The organism is Thermopolyspora sp. NPDC052614 (assembly GCF_040678635.1).
Classification (GTDB): Bacteria; Actinomycetota; Actinomycetes; order Streptosporangiales; family Streptosporangiaceae; genus Thermopolyspora.
Map to the genome: position 1 here is coordinate 528,227 of NZ_JBFATZ010000005.1, position 23,666 is coordinate 551,892.

Consider the following 23,666-nt stretch of genomic DNA (forward strand, 5'->3'; position numbering starts at 1 on the left):
CGGACGATGAGGTACGCCGTCGGCGGCCTGGTGACCGCCCGAGGACGCGAGTGGGTCGTTCAGCCGGGCAGCGGGACCGATTTCCTGCTCGCCCGCCCGCTGAACGGCGACACCGACTTCGAGACCTGCCTGTTCGCCGACGAGGTCGCCGACGCGACATTCCCGCCGCCGACCCCGGACCAGGTCGGCGACAACGCCGCCGCCGGGCTGCTCCGCACCGCCCTGCGCACCGGGTTCACCGCCAGCGCCGGGCCGCTGCGCTCGCTCGCGTCGATCGCCGTGGATCCCCGGCAGTACCAGCTCGTCCCACTGCTGCTCGCCCTGCGCATGCCGACGGTACGCCTGCTGATCGGCGACGACGTCGGCATCGGCAAGACGATCGAATCCTGCCTCATCGCCAAGGAGCTAATGGAACGCGGCGAGGCCAGCGGCCTGACTGTGCTGTGCTCCCCCGCGCTCGCCGAGCAGTGGCAGGCCGAGCTGCGCGACAAGTTCGCCATCGACGCGACGCTCGTACTCCCCTCGACGGCCACCCGCCTGGAACGGGAGCTGCGGCTCGACGAGTCCATCTTCGACCGGCACCCGGTGACCGTCGTCTCGCTCGACTTCATCAAATCCGACCGCCGCTACCAGCGCTTCGTCCGTACCTGCCCCGACCTGGTCATCGTGGACGAGGCGCACACCTGCGTGGCCACCGGCTCGTCGAGCAGGCAGCGCCAGCTCCGCTACCGGCTGCTGCAGGAGCTCGCCGCCGACCATAACCGGCACCTGCTGCTGGTCACCGCCACCCCGCACAGCGGTAAGGAGGACGCCTTCCGCGACCTGGTCGGCCTGCTGGATCCGAAGCTGGCAACCCTCAACCTGGAGGACGTGAAGGGCCGGCAGGAACTGGCGAGACACTTCGTGCAGCGCCGCCGCAGGGACATCCGCCGCTACCTCGACGAGGAGACGCCCTTCCCCAAGGATCGCGAGACCCGCGACGTGTCCTATGCCCTGACCGGCGAGTACGCCAAGCTCGCCCAGCAGGTGCTGGTCTACGCCCAGGAAACGGTCCGCAGGCCGGGCAGCGGCCTGCGCCAGCGGGTCTCCTGGTGGTCGGCGCTTGCGCTGCTCCGCTCGGTGGCCTCCTCCCCCCGCGCCGCCGCCGCCACCCTCCGCACCCGGTCCGCCGCCGCTGCCGCCGAAACCGCGGCCGAGGCGGACGAGCTGGGCCGCTCCAGCGTCCTCGACCTCACCGATGAGGAGGCCCTGGAGGGCATCGACGCCGCGGCGGGCGGCCGTTGCGGAGAGGATGACGACGGCGAACGCCTCAAACGACTGGCGCGCGGCTTCCGCGCGATCGAGGGCCCGGAGGCCGACGCCAAGCTCGCCGCTCTGATCAACGAGGTCAAGGCGCTGCTCAAGGACGGATACGACCCGATCGTGTTCTGCCGGTTCATTCCCACGGCCGAGTACGTCGCCGAGCACCTGGCCAAGGCCCTCGGCAGGCGGGCGAACGTCCGCCACGTCACCGGGCAGCTTCCGCCGGAGGCCCGCCAGGAGGCGATCGCAGACCTCGCCCGCGAGCCGGGCAAGCACGTGCTGGTCGCGACCGACTGCCTTTCCGAGGGCGTCAACCTGCAGGAGAGCTTCCAGGCGGTGATTCACTACGATCTCGCCTGGAACCCGACCCGCCACGAGCAGCGGGAGGGCCGCGTCGACCGGTTCGGCCAGCGCGCCCCGATCGTCCGCGCGATCACCATGTACGGCCTCGACAACGGCATCGACGGCGTCGTCCTCGACGTGCTCATCCGCAAGCACCGCACGATCGCCCGCCAGACCGGCGTCGCCGTACCCGTCCCGACGGGCGGCGACGACATCATCAAGGCGCTGGTCGAGGGACTGCTGCTGCGCAAGGACGACAACCCCGACCAACTCGGCCTGGATCTGGGCGTGACCAGGACCCGCGACCAGGTCCACCGGGTGTGGGAGAGCGCGGCCGAGCGCGAGTCCAAGGCCCTCACCAAGTACGCCCACTCCGCCATCAGACTGGAGGAGGTGCAGCGGGAAGTGGCGGAGATCCGCGCCGCCCTCGGCAGCCCCGCCGACATGTCCCGCTTCGCCCGGGAGGCGCTGTCCGGCTTCGGCGCGATCATCGACGCCCATCCGGACGGGTTCCGCGCCGACACTCGGCAGCTTCCCGTGCCGGTACGGCACGCGCTCGGCCTGAGCTTCGACGGAACGCCCGAGAGGCTGAGCTTCCGCGCCGACGTCCCGGCGCCGCCCGGCGAGCACGCCCTGGTCCGCACCGACCCGATGGTCCGCGCGCTCGCCCGGACCGTGCTCGACACCGCCCTCGACGGCACTGGCCCGGCCCGGCGCTGCGGCGTCGTCCGCACCGGCGCGGTGCCGCTGCGCACGGTACTGCTGCTGGTCCGCTACCGCTTCCACGTCACGCTGCCCGGTCGGCCCGGGTCCGGCGGCTCCCGGACGATCATCGCCGAGGACGCGCAGATCATCGGCTACCGGGGTGGCGCGTCCGGCCGGGAGTGGCTCACGGACGAGGAAATCGAGGCCGTGCTCGCCGCCGAGCCGGAGAACACGCTGCCCGAGTTGGTCCAGCGTACGGCCGAGCGGGTCATCGGCGAACTCGTCGCCGAGACCAAGGACGACGAAACCGGGATGGTCAGCCGCGAGCCGACCCCCGAGTTCGCGGAGGCGCTACGCGCCCGTGGGGACGCGCTGGCCGCCCGGCTCGCCGAGGCGCACCAGCGGGTCCGGGGCGTGATCGGCTCGGGAACGAGAGGATTGAAGGTGACCCCCAACCATCCCGCTGACGTGCTCGGCGTCTACGTCTACCTCCCGGCGGGCGGTGCCCGGTGAGCAACACCACCTACCTCGCCGTCGATGTACAAGGCAGCCTGCTGCCGCAGGACGTGCTCTCCCGGATAGCCTCCGCCGACAGAGAACTGCCCGGCATGCGGCCCGAGGACTACCATCTCGCCGCCTCCGAACGGCTCGGCGACGCGGCCAGCCGCCGCTGGGACTACCTCCTCGGCGCCTACCGGGCATTCCGCGAGCGGCTGGAGAAGCTTCCGGGAGGCGAGGCCGCGACGACGCTCACCCGTGAACGCTGGCTGCTCGTGCTGCTGAGCGAACTCGGCTTCGGCCGGGTCCCGTTCAACCGGGGCGGCCTGCAGGCGGACGGGAAAGACTTCCCAATCTCCCACCTGTGGCACAGCGTTCCCATGCACCTGCTGGGGTGGCACACCGAGCTCGACAAGAGCATTCCCGGCGTCACCAGGCGGGCGCCGCAGCCGATGTTGCAAGAGTTCCTCAACCTCTCCGACGACCACCTGTGGGGCGTGCTGTCCAACGGCCGGCGGCTGCGCGTCCTACGCGACTCCACCTCGCTCGTCGGCTCCTCGTACGTCGAATTCGACCTCGAAGCGATCTTCGATGGCGAGTTGTACGCCGAGTTCGTGCTGCTCTACACGCTGCTGCACGCCTCCCGCTTCGAGCTGATCGCCGGAGACGACGCGACACCCACGTGCGCCGACTGCTGGCTGGAGAAGTGGCGCGCGTTCGCAGCCGAAACCGGCCTGCGCGCCCGCGACCAGCTCCGGGACGGGGTGAAGGCTGCCTTGGAGGCACTCGGCACCGGTTTCCTGGTCGGGAACCCGAAGCTGCGCGCGCAGCTCTCCTCCGGCAGACTCAGCCGCGAGGAGTTCCACCACGAGCTGCTGCGGCTCGCCTACCAGCTCATCTTCATCTTCGTCTCTGAGGACCGCGGCGCGCTGCTCGACCCGGACGCGCCCCAGGACGCCAAGGACCGTTACACCGCCTACTTCTCCAGCCGCCGCCTGCGCCGCCTGGCGATCCGCCGCTCTGGCGACCGGCACAGCGACCTGTGGCGCGCGACCGCCATGGTGATCGCCGCCCTCGGCGACGACGACGGCCTGCCCCGCCTCGCCCTGCCCGGTCTCGGCGGCCTCTTCTTCCGTACGGCCGACTCCCCCGCCGTCCTCACCGATGAGCCCCGGCCCGACCAACTCCTGCGCTGCGACCTCTCCAACGACGCCCTGCTCACGGCGGTACGCAAGATTTGCACGGTCCGAGCCAAGGACGGCCGCCCGCGCGACGTCGACTACCGGCACCTGGGGGCAGAGGAACTGGGCAGCATCTACGAATCCCTGCTGGAACTCGTGCCGTACGCCGAGACGAACGGCGCCGGCACGAAGTTCGAGCTGAAGGAGAAGGTCTCCGGCAACGACCGTAAGCTCACCGGCTCGTACTACACCCCCAGTTCCCTCATCGAGTCGCTGCTCGACACCGCACTCGATCCGGTCATCGACGAACACGCCAAGTCGGGCAATCCTGATGACCTGCTCAAAATCACCGTCTGCGACCCGGCCTGCGGCTCCGGACACTTCCTGGTCGCCGCCGCCCGGCGCATCGCCAAGCGCCACGCGGCGATGGTGACCGGCGAGGACGAGCCGGTTCCCTCGGCCGTCCGCGAGGCCATGTACAAGGTCGTCGCCACCTGCATCTACGGCGTGGACATCAATCCACTCGCCGCCGAACTGGCCAAGGTCTCGCTGTGGATCGAGTCCCTGGAACCGGGCAAGCCCCTCGCCTTCCTCGACGCCCACATCAAGGTCGGCAACTCCTTGCTTGGCACCACGCCTCGACTTATCACCGCTGGCATCCCCGACGACGCGTTCAAACCCATCGAAGGCGACGACAGGAAAGTCGTGAGCGCCCTGAAGAGGCAAAACGCGCGAGAGGTACAGCGTGCTCTCCGGGAGACCGACAGCGCCCAGCGCGGCACGCAGGAAGCGCTGTTCGACGAGACAGATCTGCCGGGCAATCAGAAACTCGCCGAAGAGACGCGCGCCTTGGCAACCATGTCAGTCTCCAGGGTCGCCGACGTCCGTGAGCAAGAACGGCGTTTCTATGAACTGGATAAATCCGACGACCTCAAGCGCGCCCGCCTAGTCGCCGACTCCTGGTGCGCCGCATTCGTCTGGCGCAAACACGACGAAGCCCCCGATGCGATCACCACCGCCACCATCCGCAGCCTAGAGGCCGGGGTCTCACTCGCGCAGGATCGGGCCGACGAACTGCGGAGGCTGCGCCAGCAGTACGGCTTTTTCCATTGGTATCTGGAGTTCCCCGCCGTATTTCGCACCGGCGGATCCGTGCCCGGCATCAACCCCGAAACCGGCTGGTCCGGCGGTTTTAACTGCGTTCTCGGTAATCCACCATGGGACAGCATAGTATTCAATGATAAGGAATTTTTTGGAAGCCGGGCCCCGGATATCGCCAAAGCAACGAGCGTCAGAAGGAAACATCTGATCGCAGGGTTAACAAAAAACAACCCCACCTTGGCGTCCGAATATCAAGCTGCCGTTCGGGCAACGAAGGCAACTCACCATCTAGTCGGCACATCAAACCTTTTCCCTCTTAATTCTCGCGGCATGAGAGAAGTTCGAGGAGTCAACACTTATAAAACAGACACTCTATTTATAGAGAAGAATCGAACTCTTCTCAGCTCAACCGGCCGCCTCGGCCTGATAATACCGACCAACTTCGCAACGGATGCTGCTAGTCAATTTCTATTTAAAGACCTACTAGCCAAACACTCTCTGGTCTCTCTCTACGACTTTGAGAATTCCAGAGCACTCTTCCCGAGAGTACACCGTAGCTATAAGTTCAGCCTTCTCACTGCCATCAGGTCGAACCACAGAGAAGCTAACATTGATTTTGCATTCTTCCTCCAGGACCCATCACATCTTACCGACAGAGAAATTCGCTTTACTCTGACTGCCAGTGAAATCAATACACTCAATCCCAACACGGGCACATGCCCAGTCTTTCGTACACGCCGGGACGCCGAGATCACTCTGGGCATCTATCAACGAGTACCTATATTCATCAGGAAGAGCGCGCCGGAAGTTAACTCGTGGAACGTCAATTTCACACGCATGTTCGACATGACCGACGATGCGCATCTATTCCACACAAGAGAACAACTTGAATCCGACTCCTGGGAACCGAAGGGTAATATCTATGTGAAAAATGATGCCCGCATGCTCCCCTTACAAGAGGGTAAAATGGGGCATGCTTTCGACCATAGATTCTCAATGTTCACAGGACCGGGCGATACCGATTTGAGCCCTATCGTCAAATCGAGCCCAGACATCCTCTCTATTCCCCGATATTGGGTACCCGAATCAGCTACCGAACAGGAGCAGGCGCGTCACACATTCAGGTGTCGTACGGCGTTTCTCGGACATAGGCGAGTGGCCAGAAACACTGACGATCGAACTTGTATCGCCACTCTCATGCCCTGGGGAGCCGCTTCATATGGATGGATCATCTCAGCAGGACCATCAGCTCTTGAGCTAACCCTTCTCGCCGCCGTCTTCAATTCATTCGTCTACGACTATTTGCTGCGCGGCAGCCTGACGCAGCCGAGCATTCCCCAATCAACCTCCGAGCAGATCCCCGTACCCATCCCTCAAGTCTTCAAAGGTGGGATCCCGTGGCGGCAATCCGCAGAGGGCATGGGAGAGAGTGATTTATCATCGTGGATCGAGAGCAGAGTCTTCGAACTCTCCTATACCGCCTATGATATGGAGCCGTTTGCCCGAGATCTGGGCGATAACGGAACGCCGTTTGTATGGAATGTGGAGCGGCGAGAACTGATTCGAGCGGAGCTCGATGCGGCACTCTTCCACCTCTATGGCGTCGCACGGGATGACATACATCACATACTGGAGACGTTCACAATCGTTAAGCGTAAAGACCTAGCCAAATATGGTGAGTTCCGCACTAAGCGATTGATTCTTGAGATCTACGACGCCATGCAGAGCGCTATCGACGGGTACAGGCCCTACCAGACCCCCCTCTCCCCACCTCCTGGCGAGGGTCCCCGCTACCCAAAGCGCTGATTCCCACTCCAGGCGGGCGGCGGGCTGGAACGAGCCTCCACGCACGGTGGAACCCGCGGCGGTTAAGCTCGATGCCTTTCCTGCGGACGAAACGCAGCAGCTTTTAAAGGATCACCGCTGCACGGTGAGCGAGGGCACGGAGGCCCGAGAGTCGGCTTTTGGGGTCACGGGTGAGCAAATCAGCGATAGTCTGACGCGTGCCGAATCTGGTAAGCTCTGCGGGCGCGATCTTCTCGGCGATCAGCAGCGCGCGTAGGGCCTGGTCGATTTTTCCCCACATGGTGTACGCCTGCGCCATACCCGTGTAATAGCTAGCGCGGCGTTCGGCCGTGGGGATTTGGCCAGGAGCAATACGGTCGGCGTGATGAATGGCGGTTCCGGCATCGCCGAGAATAACGGAAACTCCAATCCAATAGGTGGCCACATGCCCTGGTCCGCATAGTAGCGCAGGGGCGCGGTTCGCAGCATGTCCAGCTTCGTTCAGCATGTCGCTGGCATTCTCACGGTCGTCTACGTAGGCCGCCGCTATAGCGCCGGTTGACAGTAGAGCCGCATAGGCTCCCCAAGTGGCCGGGCGTGCCGAAGCCAGGTATGGACGCATGGTTTCTGCGGTGGCCGTGACCAGGTCGCGAGCTTTTCCGTAGTCGCCGACACGGTGGAGCAGACTAACCAAATTCCGGCGGGCTTGGAGCATCGCACCGATATCCCCGCTGGCGCTGGCGGCCCGCTCGCCCAGGTGTGCGGCTGTCCAGGCGTATGGCGTCGCGCTCAGTTTGATAAGGGTTCGCGCAGCCAGATGGTAGACCTGCGCGGCAAGGGCCAGGTTCTCGGGACCGGATGCGTTGCGGGCAGCGGTGGTCAAAGGCACCAGCTTGTCGGCAAGGAGCTCGTATCTGGCTGCGGCGAAATCGCGACGGGCGATAGCGATTGCCCGCGAGTAGTTGACCATCGGCTCACGGGCATCGGCGCTCGTCGGCGAATCGGGAATCAGGGCGTCACGCAGCAAAGCGACCTGGGCCTCGCGTTGATCGGCACGGACATGCTCACCGCTCAAGCCCAGCCCCGAAGCCAGGGCCGCACTCTTGATAAACAACCGCCGTTTCGTGGTGTCACCTCCTGCGGTCCTCTCCAGGATAGGCACCTCATGCTCACTCGCCCATGCCGCGAACAGTTCCCCGTCCGCGTACAACGCCGCGTCGAGGAGTTCGACGATTCGCCGCTGTGGGCGGCGCAAATCTCGCTCAACGCGGCTGAGGTATCCCTTGGAGACATAGCTCTCCCGGGCCAGGGCCGCCAGCGACATGCCGCGCTGCTGCCGCCAGTGCCGCAGTTGCCGACCGAAGGTCATGGTTGCCTCCCCAGGTTGCCGGGTTGCTTCCCGAGGCGTCCCCCTCGCGTGGTCCCGGACCGTCCACGCATGCTGCCAAGCGTAATCATGCGAACGCTCTTTGCAATCACATTACGGCTACCGGCCCAGGTTCAGCGCGTCCGCACCCCGAAGCTACGCAGAGGAGGCATCACCGCCCATGACACAGCCGGACATGGCGGTTCCCCAGCCGGACCCACCCGGCACACCGAGGACACGGACGCCCCCCGTGGTCGCCCCCGCCGTACAGGTGCACGGGCAACCGCTCGACGCCGACGGACCGAAGGCGGTGTCGAGGCACCTCGGTCACATCCGGCTACCGGCTCGGGAGCAGTCGGCGGGGCGAGCCCGCGGCTTTGTGCGCGAGATCCTGACTCCCCGGTTCCTCCAGGTGAGCGACGAGGTGGTCCTGCTCGTCAGCGAACTGGTCGCCAACTCGGTCCGGCACTCCGACTCGGCTCACCGGCCCGGCGAGACCGTGACCTTGACCCTCCGCGAGCCCATCCCCGGCACTCTGCGCGTGGCGGTCACCGACTCCGGATCGCCCGTGAGCGAGCCGCGCCCTCGTCTCGACGGTGATCACGACGACGAGCATGGACGCGGGCTGCTGCTGGTGGAGAGCATCGCCACCAAGTGGGGCTGGTACGAGGCAGGGACCGGCCGAACCACGTGGTTCGAGCTGGCCCTCCCCGCGACCGGCTAGAACCGGCCTCGAAGGCACCCGGTCATCGTGCTGCCGTACGATGTCGGGCAACGATGAAGGCGGCGACCCCCGAGCCTGCGGCGAGCGGGAATGGAACGCTTGCTGCAGGCTCACCGCGTAGATTGCTGCTCGGTGGAGTCGAACGTCCTGCTGACGGTCCGTGTCACAGGACTTCGAACCCGCCCTCGTCCGGTCGTAGTTCGAATCGCCGCTGGTGGGGATCGAGCTGACCGGTGATCCGAAGACGCCGCTTCTGGATCTGGGCGTGGAAGGCGTGCTGGTAGTCGGCGAAGCTCAGCACCACCCAGACGGAGCGGCGGGAAACATGGGACCCGCTGTGGAGCTCGCCGCGAATCTTGACGCGGTGCTGGTCGCCCTGCGGCTGCTGGAGGGTCTCGACTTCGCCGATCAACGTCGCGCTGCCGGTCTTGGCGATCTTCTCCATTTCCTTGCCCGCCGCGGCCAGGGCGCGGATCATGGGCGTACTGAAGTCGAGGGGCTCCGCAGGGACCTCGACCGGTTCCGCGCGTGCCCATGTGAAGCGGACGGTGAGCGGGTTGCTGTCGCTGAGGTCGCTGAACGCGGTGCACAGGTTCGCCGAGAGCCCGTCCTCGACATGATCGCCGAAAACGTCGGAGGCGTCGTGGCGTGCGATCGCCGTGGTGGCGGCCGCATGGGCAGCGCGCAGCGCCCTGTGCAGCGCGGCCGTTACGTCTCGGCCAGAGAGTTCGTCGTTCCAGGACATGGACTGGAACGTCGACGGCGGCTGGGTGATCGGGATGCGGGCGTCGAAGATGTAACTGCCCGGCCGGGTGGTGCCGAGCCGTACCCGTTTCAGGAAGTTGTCCACCGGTCGGGAGCGCTGGCGGGAGAGCAGCGGACGCGGGCCGGTCTCGACGGTGTGCGCGGCGATCTTCAGCAGGTCGTGGATGCCCTGCACCGCCTTGACCGCCGATGTCAGGGGAATCGTGCCCGAGGGTGTGTCGGGCTTGAGAGTGAACGAGGGCATGTCGATCGCGGGTTCGGCGATGTCGAGCAGCACATCGCGTTCGGGGCGGTCCTCGCACTCGGCGAGCCTGCGCACCACGGCTTGGAGCAACTCGTCGTCGTCGGGGTATTCGCGCCGGGCCGGGACAAGAATCTCGCCCGCCGCGTCGCGCCGCCAGACCATCGCCCCGCGCCAGGAGCCCTCGTGCCGCCAGCCCCGGCTTGCGAGGTAGTCGACGAGTTCATCCGGGTCGACGGCGCTCGTCGGGTCGCTCATGGCGCCTCCACCGTCCGGAGAGGGTCGAACAGCTTCAGTAGGCTGTCCACGGTGAGCAGGTTGCTCTCCGGGACCAGCACCTCGACCTTCCGCTTGCAGTCGGGTGCGGTGATGCGCCGCTCGCCCTCCAGCGAAACCCAGTATGCGGCATGGCTGAGCCGCAGCGCCCGCTCATCGGCGTGGGCGAAGTCGCGGACGTCTGGAGGGACGATCACGAGGAAGAGGTACCGGGGTATGCGGCGCGTGCCGGCGAGCGCGTTGAACCGCTTCTCGGTGAGCTCCCGGTAACGCCAGTAGCCGTCGCGCTTTCTCGGCACCGACCAGGTTTTCACCTGGACCTCCATCCTTGGGAAGTCGCCGTCGATCTCGCGGGGCAGGCCAAGGTAGAAGTCGGCTCCGGTGCAGTCCGGGGTGAGCGAGGTCACCTGAAGGCCGGCGGCGGCGCCCAGCACCTGCACGAAGCACTCTCCGTACCAGCCCTGGTGGTTGTTCCTGTCCAGACACCACTCGCAGTTCAGGGCACGCCTCCACGTTTCCCTGGCGCCTTTGTTGGGTCACACCGTTATTCCCAGCACACGCTACAAGGTCTTCGGTGGTTACTAAAGTAGCGGCCATAAGGGGCAACGGGCCAACTAGGCAACGTTTTGTGCAGGATTCCGACGATTTCTCATGCGTCCGTGGACTGTCGGCGTGCTGTGCCATCATCGGCGTGTACTTGATGCACCGGTCCAGGAGCTTGCGGTGAAGGCTAACGAAACCACTCTGCGGAACCTCGTCCAGGGTGAGATCCAGTTGATCATTCCGCTGTATCAGCGGCCGTACGCATGGGAGCGCGAACAGTTGCGACGGCTGTGGGCCGATATCGAGGCGCAGGCGGAGGCACTGATGAAAGGGCAGATCGCCAGCCATTTCCTCGGCTCGGTGGTGCTCGCTCCCGGACCGGACCTCAGCCCGAGCCTCAACCAGTGGGTGGTGGTGGACGGTCAGCAGCGGCTCACCTCGCTGCTGCTGGCGCTCTGCGCGATCCGCGACCACCAGGCCGCCGAGGATCCCCGCAGTGTGGACCGCATCAACGAACTTCACCTGATCAACAAATACAAGGACGGCGACCTGCGCTATCGGCTGCTGCCGACACAGGTCGACCGCGAGGCGTTCAAGGCCTGCATCGAGGGCTACCCGCATTCCGACCCGGACAGCCGGGTGGGCAGCGCCTACCAGTTCTTCCGTGCCAAACTGGTCGAAATCGACGACCCAGCGGACGAGCACGACGTGCACCGCATCGAACGCGTCGTGCTCGATCGGCTCAGCCTCGTGCACATCCAGGTCGACAAGGACGACAACGCCTTCCGCATCTTCGAGTCCATCAACAACACCGGCATGGGGCTCAGCCAGGTCGACCTGATCCGCAACTACATATTCATGTGCCTGCCGACCAGGAGCCACCATGTTTACGGCACCTACTGGCTGCCGACGCAGAAACTCCTCGGCGCCAAGGGCCTTGATCAGCTCATGTACCTGGTGCTGGTGCTGGAGCACGGTGACGAGGCCCAGTACAAGGACGCCTACCGGGGGCATCAGGAGCTCCTTCGCGCCACCGGCGGCAGTGAGGAGCTCATCGAGCAGTACGTGAAGGACCTGGCCCGGCGGGCACGTTACTTGCACCGGATTCTGGAGCCCAAGGGCGACACGGTCATCGACGCCCGGCTCCGCTTCCTCAACGATTGGAAGGCGAACACGGCCTACCCGACGATTATGCGGCTCCTGGAGCTTCGCGACCAGGGTGAGGCCACCGACAAGGAGGTCGCCGAGGCACTCGGCTACATCGAGAGTTTCCTCGTCCGCCGGCTCATCGGTGGCGTCACCTCCGCCAACCTCAACAGGATCTTCATGCGGGTGACCCGTCAGCTCACGGGCGACGAATCGGTTGCGCAGGTGCTGCGTTCCGCCCTGTCCCAGCCCCGGTTCTACTGGTCCTCCGACGAGCAGTTCCGCAGGGACATCAAGGAAAAGGCGTTCTACTGGCAAGGCCGTACGGCGCAGCAGAAGCTGGTGTTGCGGCGCCTGGAGGAGTCCTACGGCGCGAAAGAGCGCGTGGACCTGTCCGACAAGAAGATCACTATTGAGCACGTGCTGCCCCAAAGCCCGGACGTTGGCTGGCTTCAGGAGTTGACGGCCGAGGGCGACCCCAATGTTCTGCACAAGGAGCTGGTGCACACCTTGGGCAACCTCACGCTCACGGGCTACAACTCCGAACTGGGCAACATGCCTTTTGCCAAGAAGAAGGACCTTCTCTCACACAGCGGACTGGTGATGAATCAGCTGATCGCCGAGCGGGAGCGCTGGGGGAAGGCCGAGATCATCGCCCGAGCGGAGGAACTTGCCGACCGCGCGGTAAGCATTTGGCCAAGCCCGGTCGAGACCGCCCCTGCCGGCCCGTCCCGCGACTGGAGCCTGCTTCACTCGGCGCTCGCCGCGCTGCCGCCCGGCACCTGGACCACTTACGGCGACCTCGCGGAACTGATCGGCTCGCACCCGGTGCCCGTTGGCGTCCACCTCGCGGGCGGTGGCCTGAATGCGCATCGCGTGCTGAGGAGCACAGGCGAGGTGTCGGACGGCTTCCGCTGGCCGGACGAGGACGACGATCGGGACGTCCATGAGGTCCTCATGGCGGATGGCGTCAAGTTCGATGAGGTCGGGCGGGCCGACCCCGCTCAGCGGATCAACGCACGGGAACTCGCCGAGTTGCTCGGTCTGCCGGGTGCCGACGACCTGAGTGAGGCCGAGGCCGCGTCGCCCGACCTGGAGACGATCGACGACGGAGAGCAGCGCTTCTTCCAGCAGCTCGGCGAAGCGAGCGGGCCGCAGGTCGCGGGCGCGGTGTCCCGCCTGCTGGACTGGTGGAGGAGCCGGGGTGGTGAGGTGCGGTTTGGCCAATCGGCGGGGGCGTCATGCGCGCCGACGGTCAAGCGCGGCCACGAAATGGTGCACCCTGTTCGCTTCTACTCCGATACCGTCGAAATTCCGTTCGACACGTTGAAGAAGCGGGCGCCCTTCACTGATCCGGAGCTGCGCGAGGAGCTGAGGCGCCGCTTAAACGAGGCTCCGGGCGTGGACATTCCGGCGGCGAAGCTGGAACTCCGTCCGTCTGTCCCGATCACGCTGCTGGCCAACGAGGCCGTGTGGGACATCGTAGTCGCGGCTCTCGACTGGTGCGCCGACCGGGTCAAGGCAGCCGACGGCAGATGACGCATTGTGTCGGGAGGCGGCGCAATCGGCTTCGGGGTCATGGCCCTGATGCTCTTTCTCGGCACCGGTCCGCGGAAGGTGATCGATCCACTATTTTGGGGATCAGTGGCACCAACCCCGAAGGCTGGACCTGATGGAAATGGAACAGGCGCCGCGCGGGATCGACCCCACGGTTCCGAGCGCCGCACGGATCTACGACTACCTCCTGGGCGGCAAGGACAACTTCGCCGTCGACCGGGCGGCGGCCGAGAAACTCCTCGAGATCACGCCGAACGTCAGAGAGGGCGTCCGCGAGAACCGGCGCTTCCTCAAACAGGCCGTGCTGCTCATGGCCGAACGCGGAATCCACCAGTTCCTCGACATCGGCGCGGGCCTGCCGACCCAGGAGAACGTGCACCAGGTGGCGCTGAGCGCGGCCCCCGACTCCCGCATCGTCTACATCGACAACGACCCCATCGTGCTCACCCACGGCCGCGCCCTGCTCGCCGACAACGAGCAGACGATCGTGCTCGACGGCGACATGCGCACACCCGAGGCGATCCTCGACGACCCGCAGGTCACCGCCCACCTCGACTTCACCAAGCCGGTGGGCCTGCTGATGCTCTCCGTCCTGCACTTCGTCCCCGACCAGGCCGAGGCCGAGCGCATCGTCGCCACCCTGCGCGACCGTCTCGTCCCCGGCAGCGCCCTGGCGATCACCCACCTCACCAGCGGCGACCTCGACGAGAAGCAGGTGGAGGAGGGCCAGGCCGTCTACGCCCGCGCCGACACGGGCCTGCCGACCCCCCGCACCCACGCCCAGGTGCTGCGCTTCTTCGACGGCTTCGACCTCCTGCGGCCCGGTCTGGTCCCCACCCGCCGGTGGCTCGACGACGAACTCGCCCTCCCACCCCTTCCGGGCGTGGACGGCTACGCCGGGGTCGGCATCCGCACCGACGCACGCTGATCGATGGCCGGGTCTGGTGAGTTCGAGGGGCGCGATCCTCTCAGCGACGAGCGAGGCACGTACGGCTTGATCGGTCTTTCCCCACATGCTGTAGGCCTGCGCAACACCTGACGACGCAGTCTCGCTCGACTCGGCCCGTTACGGCGTGGTGGGGAGGGCGGGGGTGGGGGACAGGCGGTTGGCGACCGCCCACCAGAGGGTGAGTTGGAGGAAGGCCAAGGTCAGGGCGTACGGGGGGAGGGTCCAGACGCCGATGCCTTCGGCGATGGCGCCGACCAGCCAGGGGAATACGGCGCCGCCGATGACGGAGACGCCGTTCAGCAGGCCGATCGTGGTGGGGACCAGGGCGGGCGAGGCGAGTTGGGGGGCGACGGCCATCGTGGTCGGGAAGAGCGGGCCGAGGAAGAAGCCGAACAGGGTCAGGCTCGCGGCGGCCATGATGGTGCCCGGGAAGACCCAGGTGAGCAGGGCCGCGGTGGTGACGCCGAACAGGCAGAGGAAGGTCATGCCGATCGGGGTAAGGCCGAGCCTGGTCGCGAGCGGGCTGATCAGGAAGCGGCCCGCGGTCAGGCCGAGCCAGTAGCCGGACACGATGTAGCCCGCGAATCGGTCGGTCAGCTCGCGTTCCTCGGTGAGGAAGGTGAAGGCCCAGTTGCCGACGCTGATCTCGGTGCCCACGTACACGGCGAGGAAGGCGGCGCCGAGCAGGACGGCGGGCTCCCGGGCGACGGCGCCGAGCAGGCTGCCGCCGCCTTTCTCCCCCGGCTTCGGGGCGGCCTCGGGCGTACGGTCCGGTGCGGCTTCTGCGGCCGGGGCGGGTCGGGCGGGCAGGGTGAGAACGAAGGCGACGAGCACGGGGACGGTCGCCACGGCGAGGACCAGCGAGACCATCGTCCACGGGGCGAAGCCGAGGATCCAGGTGGCGAGCAGAGGGCCGATCAGGGCGCCGACGCCGAAGAAGGCGTGCAGACGGTTGAGCAGGGTCGTCGAATTGGGCAGGCCGGCGAGGAAGGTGTTGAGGGCCGATTCCAGCGTGCCCATGCCGTGCCCGACGACCACCTGTACGGCCACGAACGCCAGGAAGGGCGGCCGCAGGGCGGTGTAGAGACAGGCCGCCACGTAGACTCCGCCCCCGATGACGAGCGCGGCCCGGATGCCGAAACGGTGGATCACCGGGCCGGCGGTGGACCCGGCCAGCATGAAGCCGGCGGAGAAGGCGAAGAAGGTGGTGCCGATCGTGGCCATGTCCACGCCGTAGTCGCGGATCTGCGCCGGCAGCAGCACCCCGGTCGCGGCGGCGCCCACCCCGGTGATGATGAAGGCGACGTACGACACGGTGACCGGCAGCCACCAGCGGCGGCCGAGCACGACTTGTTGGCCTCCAGGCAACACGTGAGTCTCCCCTCGGAACCCGCGACCGGACGCGGAGACACCCGCGCGGGTCGTCGGCGAACAACGGAATCACCAGGAGCGCCAGACAGGTCTCATGCTAGCGGTCGGTCCTGTCGTCGCCGTCGCCCGGCCCGCGTCCGCGCGATCCCCGGGCCGACGCTCCTGTTACCCACGTTGACATGGCCACCCTGCGGAAATCACCGAGTTTTTCAAAGGATGATCTCCCTCCACGTGAACCGATCCGCGACCGCCGGACCCGCGGGAGGCCCTCGGTCGGTCCGCGCGTTCGCGGTGGCGCTCGCTCACCATGCCACCAGCAGCGACTTCAGGCCGAGCGCGTCAGGTCGGGTGGCGAGCGGTCACGTGGGTGATGGGCCGTACCTGGATCAAAGTGAAATCACGATCGCCGCTCAGGCACCACTCGATGTCCACCGGCCGCCCGAGCGCGGCCTCGGCCCGCAGCAGCGCGGCGTGAACCGGATCGAACCACCCGGCGGCGAGCTCCACCTCGGCCTCCGCCGGCCGCTCCACGACGGCGCCGGCCGCCGGATCGTAGGCCGCGATCAGATGCTGGCGGCCGGGACGGCGGCTCAGCACCCGCCCGGCGCGGTCCAGTTCGACGTGCTCGGGCGTGACCCTGCCCTCCACCAGCGGCCCGGCCAGCCCTGCCACCGCCTCGACGACGAGCACCTCCGGGTCCCCGGTCACCGGATGCGCCGAGTAGGCCACCCCGGACAGCTCGGCGGCGGCCAGCGGCTGCACCGCGACCGCGACCGGGCCGGGCTCGTAGGCTCCCGCCCGCAGCAACTGGCTGATCGCCCCCGGCGAGAAGGCGCTCGCCCACACCGCCGCCACCGCCTCCCGCACCGCCTGCTCGCCGCTCACTCCGATCACGCTGCTCAACTGCCCGGCGAAGCTACGCGCCCCGGTGTCCTCCCAGGTCGCCGAGCTGCGGACGGCCAGCGGTCCGCCGAGCGCGCGCAGCCGCTCCCCCAGTTCACCGGCGAACGCCCGGGGCCACGGCAGCGCCCTGATCACCTCGGCCGCGCGCTCGGCGACCGCGCCCAGCAGGGCCAGATCGGCGCCTCCGCGCCCGGAGGCGTCCCGCACCGGCTCGGCCAGTTCGCGCACCGGCACCAGCGCCGCGAAGGCGTCCGCCGAGATCACGAACCCTCCGGGGGTGGGCAACCCGGCCTCGGCCGCCCGCGCGAGCGCCGCCGCCTTGTTCCCGCACAGGCGAGGATCGGTGCCCACCGGCAGCACCCACGAGCTCATACGGCGGCCCCGGGACACCCGACCCTTTCCGGCGATCCCGGACCCGGCGGCAACGGCCCCGCCGCCGGGCCGCCGCCGACGACGATCACGTCGTGCCGTCCCGGCGAGACAGGATGGTGACGACGCCGGTGGTGCCGTTCACCTCGACCACGTCGCCGTCGCGCAGCGTGGTCGTGGCCGTGCGCACGTCGCACACGCAGGGGATGCCGTACTCACGGCTCACCGCGGCGGCGTGGGTGAGCATGCCGCCGGTGTCGCACACGCAGGCGGTCAGCAGGTTGAACACCGGGGTCCAGCTCGGCGAGGTGGCCTCGCAGACCAGGACGTCGCCGGGCCGTACGGCGGACAACGCGTCGGCGGAGCGGATGACGCGCACGGGACCGGTGGCGACGCCGCGGGACACGCCCAGGCCGGTGAGTGCGAGGGGCCGGTCGGGGAGCGGCAGGCGGTGGACGTCCGCGCAGAGGATTTGGGCGATCACCGGATCGGGCGTCTCATCTCCGCCGTCCCCGATCTTGCGGGGCAGGGCGGCGCGGCAGGTCAGCCACGAACGGTGGTATTCGCGGCGCGCCGCCGTACGGCCGGCCAGTTCGCCCCAGGTGACGACGCCGTGGGCGAGGTCCATCGCCTCGGCGGGGAACAGGAAGAGGACCTCGTCCGCCGCGGGGGCGCCGGTGGCCGCGGCGAGCGCGAGGGCGGCGGCGCGGACCGGGAGGTGGGCGCGCAGGTCGATGACGAGGTTGTGGTCCTCGTTCCACTCCACCACGTTGGCGGTCACCGCCTCGCCGACCAGGGCGGCGGCGGTGTCGCTGAGATTCGGGACACGAACGCCGGTTGTCGGCCATGCCCCGTCGCGGCCGATCTCGGCGAGGCCGGGCGCGGCGTCCGGCAGCGGGGTGTCGCCGAGAACGACCGGGCGCAGCAGGGACACCACCTGCTCGGGGTCCTCCCGCCAGGAGGGCCTCGTCAGGTCGCCGGGGGCGTCGGCGCGATGGCCGTGATCCCGGATGAACCGGTTGAAGTACGCCAGCCAGCCCGCGGCGGGCGGATGCGCGGCGAGCCGGGGCAGCAGCGCCCCCTCCGCCTCGAACAGCCCGGCCAGGCCGTCGTCCCGGGCGCGCCGGGCCAGGGCGTGCAGCATCCGGTCGGTGGCCAGCACCCGGTTGCCCGCCGACTGCAGCACCGAGGTGAGCAGCTCCTCGCCCACCCCCGCCTCGGCCAGTTCGGCGCGCAGCATCTCGTGGCACAGCAGCAGGCGGTACATCACCGCGAAGTGCACCCGCCACGCGTCGGCGTGCACGGCCCAGGCGCGTTTCAGGTACTCCCCCAGCTCGGCGGGCGTACGGTCGTGCAGCGGCTCGCTCTGCAGCGCGGTCAACGCGGTCTCCAGGCGCGACCGTGCCGCCTGCCAGGCGCGCGGGAACTCCTCCGGGTAGCGGCGGATGGCGGCCCGCGCCCGCTCCACCTCCGCCGCGGGCTGCCGGCCCGCCGGCGCCGTCCCCAGATAGACGTGCGGCCCCACGAACCGTACGGCCAGCCCGCCGGTGTGCTCCAGCCGCAGCTCCTCCGCCGCCCGCTGCGCCCCGTCCGCGAGGTCGGCGACGAGCCCGGTTCCCAGCGGGACGACGCCGCGCGGCTGGTGGAAGTCCAGATGCCACGACCTGCGCAGGTCACCGGCGGCGAGCACGGCGGGAGGCTCACCTCCGCGCTTGCCCCATGCCACCGCCTCACCCGGCTCGGGTCCGTGCGGATACCAGGGCTCATCGGCCGGGAAGACGGATAGGGCACGGCGGGTGGCGGGGGCTGATCTCATGTGCGTCCCTGTTTGCTCACGGCGATGACCGAACGATACAACCGCCGAGCAAGCCTGGAATGATCAGTTCAGCCCGATCTCATCGTCGATCGCCCTGATTCTGTACGGCTGAGCACGGCTGAGGAGGAACGCGCGCCGACGCCACGTCCTTTACAAAGTAGAACCAGGGGTGTAGACGAGGGAGGGCCGTCAACCCCCCGCGCCCTCGCCGCCGCCGTCCGCCGAGGCGGCCCCGCTCGCGGCCCGCCGTTCGGCGATGGTGACGTCGCCAGCCGCCCAGTGCGTCGGCGGCACCTCCCGGACGACCACCCGGATGCTCTCCGGCGGAGCCTCCAGGCTGCGCCGTACCGCCTCGTGCACCTCGTGAATGAGGGCCCTGACGCGCTCCGGGGGGCGCCCCTCGATCATGGTGATCTCCACCAGCGGCATGGTCAGACCCCCTGCAACGCGACCGTGCCGAGATGGGTGAACCGGCCCACGACGCTGGTCCCCGGCCGCACGTGCACCGCGTCCGTCATGCCTCCGGTGAGCACCAGCCACCCCTCCTCGATCGCGATGCCCCGCTCCCCCAGCGCGTTCGCGGCCAGCGCCAGCGCCTCGGCCGGATGCCCCTGTACGGCGGCGCCGGTCGCGCTGTCCGCCACCCGCCCGTCCACTTCCAGCAGGCACGCCTCCATCGCCAGATCGAGCCCACGCGGATCCGCCGCCACCCCGCCGACGACGAACCGCGCCGACGACGCGTTGTCGGCCACCACGTCCGGCAACGTGAACCGGAAGTCCGCGTACCGGCTGTCGATCACCTCAAGCCCGCCGTGCACCGCCGCCACCGCCGCCATCGCCCGAGCCGCCGTGATGCCCGGCCCGCACAGCCGCTCCCCCATCACGAACACCAGCTCCGGCTCCACCCGCGGATGGATCAGCTCCCCCACCGGCACCGGCTCCCCGATCGGCAGCACCATCGCGTCGGTGATCCACGCGGTCAGCGGCGAGTCCACCCCCATCCGCCGCTGCTTGGCCCGCGAGGTCAGCCCCAGCTTCACCCCCACGACGCGCTCCCCCGCCGCCTGCTTGCGCCGCAGCAGCTCGTCCTGCACCCGATAGGCGGTGTCGAGATCCAGCTCCGGCCACTCCTCGGTGATCGGCCCTCGCGCCCGCCGTACCCGCTCGGCCTCCAGCAGCACCTCCGCCGCCCGATCCACCGTCCAAACGGCCCCGCTCATGCCCGCACCTCACCCGTCAGCCGCCCCCGGCCCGTACGGCAGTCTCCGGCAGGTGCCGCACACCCCCGCGTCGTCCCGTTCAATCGCCCACTCCTCATCGTTTTCCGGCACACACGGCCGCACCGGCAGACTAAGACCCGGCGAGGCCGCCTCCTCCATGCGTTCCGCGCACCGGAACGACCAGGCACGGTCAGCCGGTCATCGGGTACGGCGAGCGGAAGCGCGGCCACCGGGCGAAAGAGCCGGTGAGATGAGCCGGTGGGCGCCGGTGGGTGGTGGAGCCGCCGTGCCAGGCCGGACGGCGGCGTGACGCGCACGGCCCGGGTGCCGGGCTGGGTGATTCCGCGCTGAGACGCCGCCGGGCGGCCGTGCCCTCCAGGAGCGGCATCCGGATGTCGCTGAGCACCTCACCCCTCCCCGGCCGACGCCACGCCGCTCTTCGTCAGGATCGCGTTCACCACGACGCCGAAGAGTCGATCGGCGCGGGGCGCGAGCGCAGGCTGGTCGTGCAGCCAGGCGAGCGACCCGGCCAGCGCGAACAGGTCGGTGCCGTCGATGTCGGTACGCGCCACGCCCTCGGCCTGGGCTCGGGCGAGGAGTCGCGTGCCGGCGGAGCGCATCGCCTCGCACGAGGCGTGCAGCGCGGACTGCGGATCCTCGATGGCGGTCATCATCGCCGCCGTGACACCGCGATAGTTGTGCGCGCACGCGACGAAGTCGCGCAGCCACGCCACCAGCGCCTCTTCGGGCGGGCTCGTGGTTTCGAGTTCGGCCGCCCTCGCCGTCAGCTCGTCGAAGCCGTCTCGGAGCAGGGCTTCGAGCAGCGCCTCCCTGGTCGGGAAGTGACGAAACAGCGTGGCGAGGCCCACGCCGGCTCTGCGCGCGATGTCGCGCAGCGAGGCGTCGGCGCCCTGCTCGGTGATGACCGCGTCCGCGACGGCGAGTAGGTGATCGTGGTTCTTCCTGGCGTCGGCGCGCATCCGTCCCTCTTGACCAACCGGATCAGTGATCCGTATATTCATATTCGGATCAGTGATCCGATTTACCGGATCACCGATCCGATCAGCCTATGCCGTAGCGGAAGCGGGAGAAAGCGATGCCGACACACACGATGAAGGCCGTCCGATTTCATGAGCACGGCGGCCCCGAGGTGCTGCGCTACGAGGACGTACCCATCCCCGAGCCGAAGCCGGGCGAGGTGCTCGTACGCGTCCACGCGGCCGGCCTCAACCCGCCCGACTGGTACATACGCGACGGCTTGACCAACGTGCCCCCCGAGATGAGACCCCCGATCGACCTGCCCCTTATTCCCGGCACGGACGCATCCGGCGTCGTCGAGGCCGTCGCCGGCGACGTACCCGGCCTGTCCGTCGGCGACGAGGTCTTCGGCCTCCTGCGTTTCCCCACCGTCGGCGCCAACGCCTACGCCGAGTACGTAACCGCACCGGCAGCCGACCTCGCCCGCAAACCCCCCGGCATCGACCACGTGCACGCCGCCGCGGCCCCGATGGCCGGCCTCACCGCCTGGCAGTTCCTCATCGAACTCGGCCACGACCACCCGTCGCCCTTCCAGGCGGAGCGGCATCGCCCGGCGCCGCTCGGCCCCGGCACGAGAATGCTCGTCAACGGCGCCGCAGGCGGCGTCGGCCACTTCGCCGTGCAACTGGCCAAATGGAAAGGCGCGCACGTCACCGCGGTCGCCTCGTCCGCACACGAATCGTTCCTGCGCGAACTCGGCGCCGACCGCTTCATCGACTACACCAGGAACCGCCCCGAAGACCACGTCCACGACCTCGACCTCGTCCTCGACACCGTCGGCGGCCCCGGTAGCCACCGCTTCCTGCGCACGCTCAAGCCCGGCGGCGCCCTGTACCCGGTGTTCTTCGCCGAATTCGACCCCGAAGAACTCACAAAACTAAACGTCACGGTCTCATCCACCCAGGTCCGCTCCAGCGGCGCACAACTCGCCGAACTAGGCCGCCTACTCGACACGGGCACGATCCGCGCCGCGATCGACAGCACATTCCCCCTCGCGGACGCCCAAGCAGCCCACGAACGCGCCGCCCGAGGACACATCCAAGGCAAGATCGTCCTCACGACCGCCTAGCGCCGCATCAGCCCGCCACCCTTGCTCCATCGCCGCCCACTCTCACTCAACGCCTCACACAACGCCTTGAACCACACCCACGAAGGCGGCCCCGACACCCCACAACCGCCCCCAACGGCACCCCCCAACGAACGGCCTATCCCACAAGCCTGGGCCGATCGATCACCCACAACCACGTCCCGTCATCCTGACGGCGAGCCACCTCGACGGTGACGCCCCCGTCGGGCAAACGCACCGAGGTGAGAGCCAGATCTCCACTACACAGCGTCGGCTGCTGCCGCCCGCGAGCAAAGACAGGCCGATCGGCCACCAGTCGCTCATACACCTGCCGGATCTCTTCGGCCCCCGCTCAGCCCGTCCATCACCGTTCGGCTGCTCAGCCACGTCACCGGCCGGGGACGGGACGCGCGACCGCCCCTCGAGCCGCTGACGGAGCGCGCGATCGAGATCGCCGGCAAGGCGGCCGAGGGCAAGACCAACGCCGACATCGCCGCGGAGCTGTTCATCTCCCCGGGAACGGTGAGGACCCACGTCGCGAGCATCCAGCGCAAGCTCGGCGTGCGTAACCGCGTGGGCATCGCCGTACGGGCCTGGGAGATGGGCTACGTCACCGGCCTGATGACGGGCTGACCATAGCGGCAGCGCCACCGGGGCCGACCGGCTCTCCGCGGTCGTCGTCCCCCTGGCGCTTTTCACGGCGGCCGTCGCGGAATCCGACTACCGTGGCTCGGGTACGCCGCCGGGCAGCCGCTTCAAGGAGGCTTTTCCAACTTGATCGTGCAGCTCAGAGCAGGCGCAGGAGTCGAGTTGAGATGGCAACGTTCATCCTCTCCGCGATCGGCCCGCAAAGGGGAAAGAAGCCTGCGAGCGACTCCGAGATCGTCATCCGACATGGTCGGCAACCCCCGCAGCCGACCGGCGGAAGATCACCGAATCAGTGCCAGGGTCGGTCTTCCGCCGGAACCGGCAGCCGGGACGGACGGTCAGGATGGGCAGCCGAGGCGGCGTGCGTAGTGGTACCGGTCGGTGGCGAGGTGCCTCGTCCGGTGTCCTTGCCTCGTCCTTGCCGGGGTCCTTGCGGGGGTGGTTGTGGGGTGGGGGGTGTTGCCCCCGGGGGGGTTGTCAGGTCGGGGCGGACGGTGTGGGTGCGTTTGGCGGGGGTTTCCCACACCAGGGTGCCGGGGCTGGGCTGGGTGAGTTTCCACCCATCGGTCTGTTTCAGGCGATGATGCCGCCTGCACAACGCGGCGAGGTTGCATGGGCAGGTGGGGCCCTTTTCGTCGTAGGGGCGGGTGTGGTCCAGGTCGCAGCCGGTGGCGGGGCGGCGGCAGGTGGGGAAGCGGCAGGTCTGGTCGCGGGCCTGGACCAGCCGCCGCATGACCTCGCCGGGGCGGTAGCG

At 68.2% G+C, this 23,666-nt stretch carries 16 protein-coding genes; 7 read left to right on the forward strand and 9 right to left on the reverse strand.

The features are described 5' to 3' along the window. Nucleotides 1-6: 6 nt before the first annotated feature. Both AB0K60_RS14465 and AB0K60_RS14470 read left to right on the forward strand, forming a co-directional pair. Nucleotides 7-2,862 carry a helicase-related protein gene (locus AB0K60_RS14465; RefSeq protein WP_364053406.1) on the forward strand — a complete coding sequence of 952 codons (2,856 nt, stop codon included), beginning with the start codon at nt 7-9 and terminating at the stop codon, nt 2,860-2,862. Continuing rightward, complete coding sequence (locus tag AB0K60_RS14470) at nt 2,859-6,935, forward strand: DNA methyltransferase (RefSeq protein ID WP_364053409.1); 4,077 nt, start codon at nt 2,859-2,861, stop codon at nt 6,933-6,935. Before AB0K60_RS14465 ends, AB0K60_RS14470 begins: the two co-directional genes overlap by 4 nt. 103 nt (nt 6,936-7,038) lie before the next feature. On the opposite strand, the gene AB0K60_RS14475 is transcribed toward AB0K60_RS14470, so the two are convergent. Next, nucleotides 7,039-8,283 (reverse strand): helix-turn-helix transcriptional regulator, encoded by a 1,245-nt coding sequence (locus AB0K60_RS14475; protein ID WP_364053412.1) that lies wholly within the window; start codon nt 8,281-8,283, stop codon nt 7,039-7,041. A gap of 178 nt (nt 8,284-8,461) precedes the next feature. On the opposite strand from AB0K60_RS14475, the gene AB0K60_RS14480 reads away from it, so the two are divergent. Continuing rightward, a complete protein-coding gene (locus AB0K60_RS14480) occupies nt 8,462-9,004 on the forward strand; it encodes an ATP-binding protein (protein ID WP_364053415.1) in 543 nt (180 codons plus the stop codon). Nucleotides 9,005-9,167: 163 nt separating this feature from the next. Here AB0K60_RS14480 and AB0K60_RS14485 read toward each other — a convergent pair whose 3' ends face one another. After that, complete coding sequence (locus tag AB0K60_RS14485; RefSeq protein WP_364053418.1) at nt 9,168-10,268, reverse strand: hypothetical protein; 1,101 nt, start codon at nt 10,266-10,268, stop codon at nt 9,168-9,170. After that, nucleotides 10,265-10,726 carry a DUF4365 domain-containing protein gene (locus AB0K60_RS14490; RefSeq protein ID WP_364053421.1) on the reverse strand — a complete coding sequence of 154 codons (462 nt, stop codon included), beginning with the start codon at nt 10,724-10,726 and terminating at the stop codon, nt 10,265-10,267. The genes AB0K60_RS14485 and AB0K60_RS14490 overlap by 4 nt, the downstream gene beginning before the upstream one ends. Nucleotides 10,727-11,009: 283 nt before the next feature. Between AB0K60_RS14490 and AB0K60_RS14495 the strand changes: the two genes are divergently transcribed. Further along, nucleotides 11,010-13,514, forward strand: coding sequence for a DUF262 domain-containing protein (locus tag AB0K60_RS14495; RefSeq protein ID WP_364053424.1), 2,505 nt, complete (start codon nt 11,010-11,012; stop codon nt 13,512-13,514). Between the two features lie 133 nt (nt 13,515-13,647). Beyond that, entirely contained in the window at nt 13,648-14,460 is an 813-nt protein-coding gene (locus AB0K60_RS14500) for an SAM-dependent methyltransferase (protein WP_364053427.1), read from the forward strand. Between the two features lie 138 nt (nt 14,461-14,598). Here the strand turns inward: AB0K60_RS14500 and AB0K60_RS14505 are convergent, their stop codons facing one another. The 6 genes from AB0K60_RS14505 to AB0K60_RS14530 form a co-directional block, all read right to left on the reverse strand. After that, nucleotides 14,599-15,852 carry an MFS transporter gene (locus AB0K60_RS14505; protein WP_364053430.1) on the reverse strand — a complete coding sequence of 418 codons (1,254 nt, stop codon included), beginning with the start codon at nt 15,850-15,852 and terminating at the stop codon, nt 14,599-14,601. A 339-nt stretch (nt 15,853-16,191) separates the two neighbouring features. Next, on the reverse strand, nt 16,192-17,106 hold the full coding sequence (locus AB0K60_RS14510) for a PEP/pyruvate-binding domain-containing protein (RefSeq protein WP_364053433.1): 915 nt from the start codon (nt 17,104-17,106) through the stop codon (nt 16,192-16,194). Nucleotides 17,107-17,212: 106 nt separating this feature from the next. Further along, nucleotides 17,213-18,940: a PEP-utilizing enzyme gene (locus tag AB0K60_RS14515; protein ID WP_364053436.1), complete on the reverse strand. Its 1,728-nt coding sequence runs from the start codon at nt 18,938-18,940 to the stop codon at nt 17,213-17,215. 189 nt (nt 18,941-19,129) lie between these two features. After that, nucleotides 19,130-19,369, reverse strand: a complete 240-nt coding sequence (locus tag AB0K60_RS14520) for a tautomerase family protein (protein ID WP_364053439.1) — start codon at nt 19,367-19,369, stop codon at nt 19,130-19,132. A gap of 2 nt (nt 19,370-19,371) precedes the next feature. After that, on the reverse strand, nt 19,372-20,160 hold the full coding sequence (locus AB0K60_RS14525) for a 4-oxalocrotonate decarboxylase (protein ID WP_364053442.1): 789 nt from the start codon (nt 20,158-20,160) through the stop codon (nt 19,372-19,374). A gap of 407 nt (nt 20,161-20,567) precedes the next feature. Then, on the reverse strand, nt 20,568-21,140 hold the full coding sequence (locus AB0K60_RS14530) for a helix-turn-helix domain-containing protein (protein WP_364053445.1): 573 nt from the start codon (nt 21,138-21,140) through the stop codon (nt 20,568-20,570). Nucleotides 21,141-21,256: 116 nt separating this feature from the next. Between AB0K60_RS14530 and AB0K60_RS14535 the strand changes: the two genes are divergently transcribed. Both AB0K60_RS14535 and AB0K60_RS14540 read left to right on the forward strand, forming a co-directional pair. Continuing rightward, entirely contained in the window at nt 21,257-22,267 is a 1,011-nt protein-coding gene (locus AB0K60_RS14535) for an NADP-dependent oxidoreductase (protein ID WP_364053448.1), read from the forward strand. 426 nt (nt 22,268-22,693) lie between these two features. Continuing rightward, a complete protein-coding gene (locus AB0K60_RS14540; RefSeq protein WP_364053505.1) occupies nt 22,694-22,897 on the forward strand; it encodes a LuxR C-terminal-related transcriptional regulator in 204 nt (67 codons plus the stop codon). Nucleotides 22,898-23,666 lie beyond the last annotated feature (769 nt).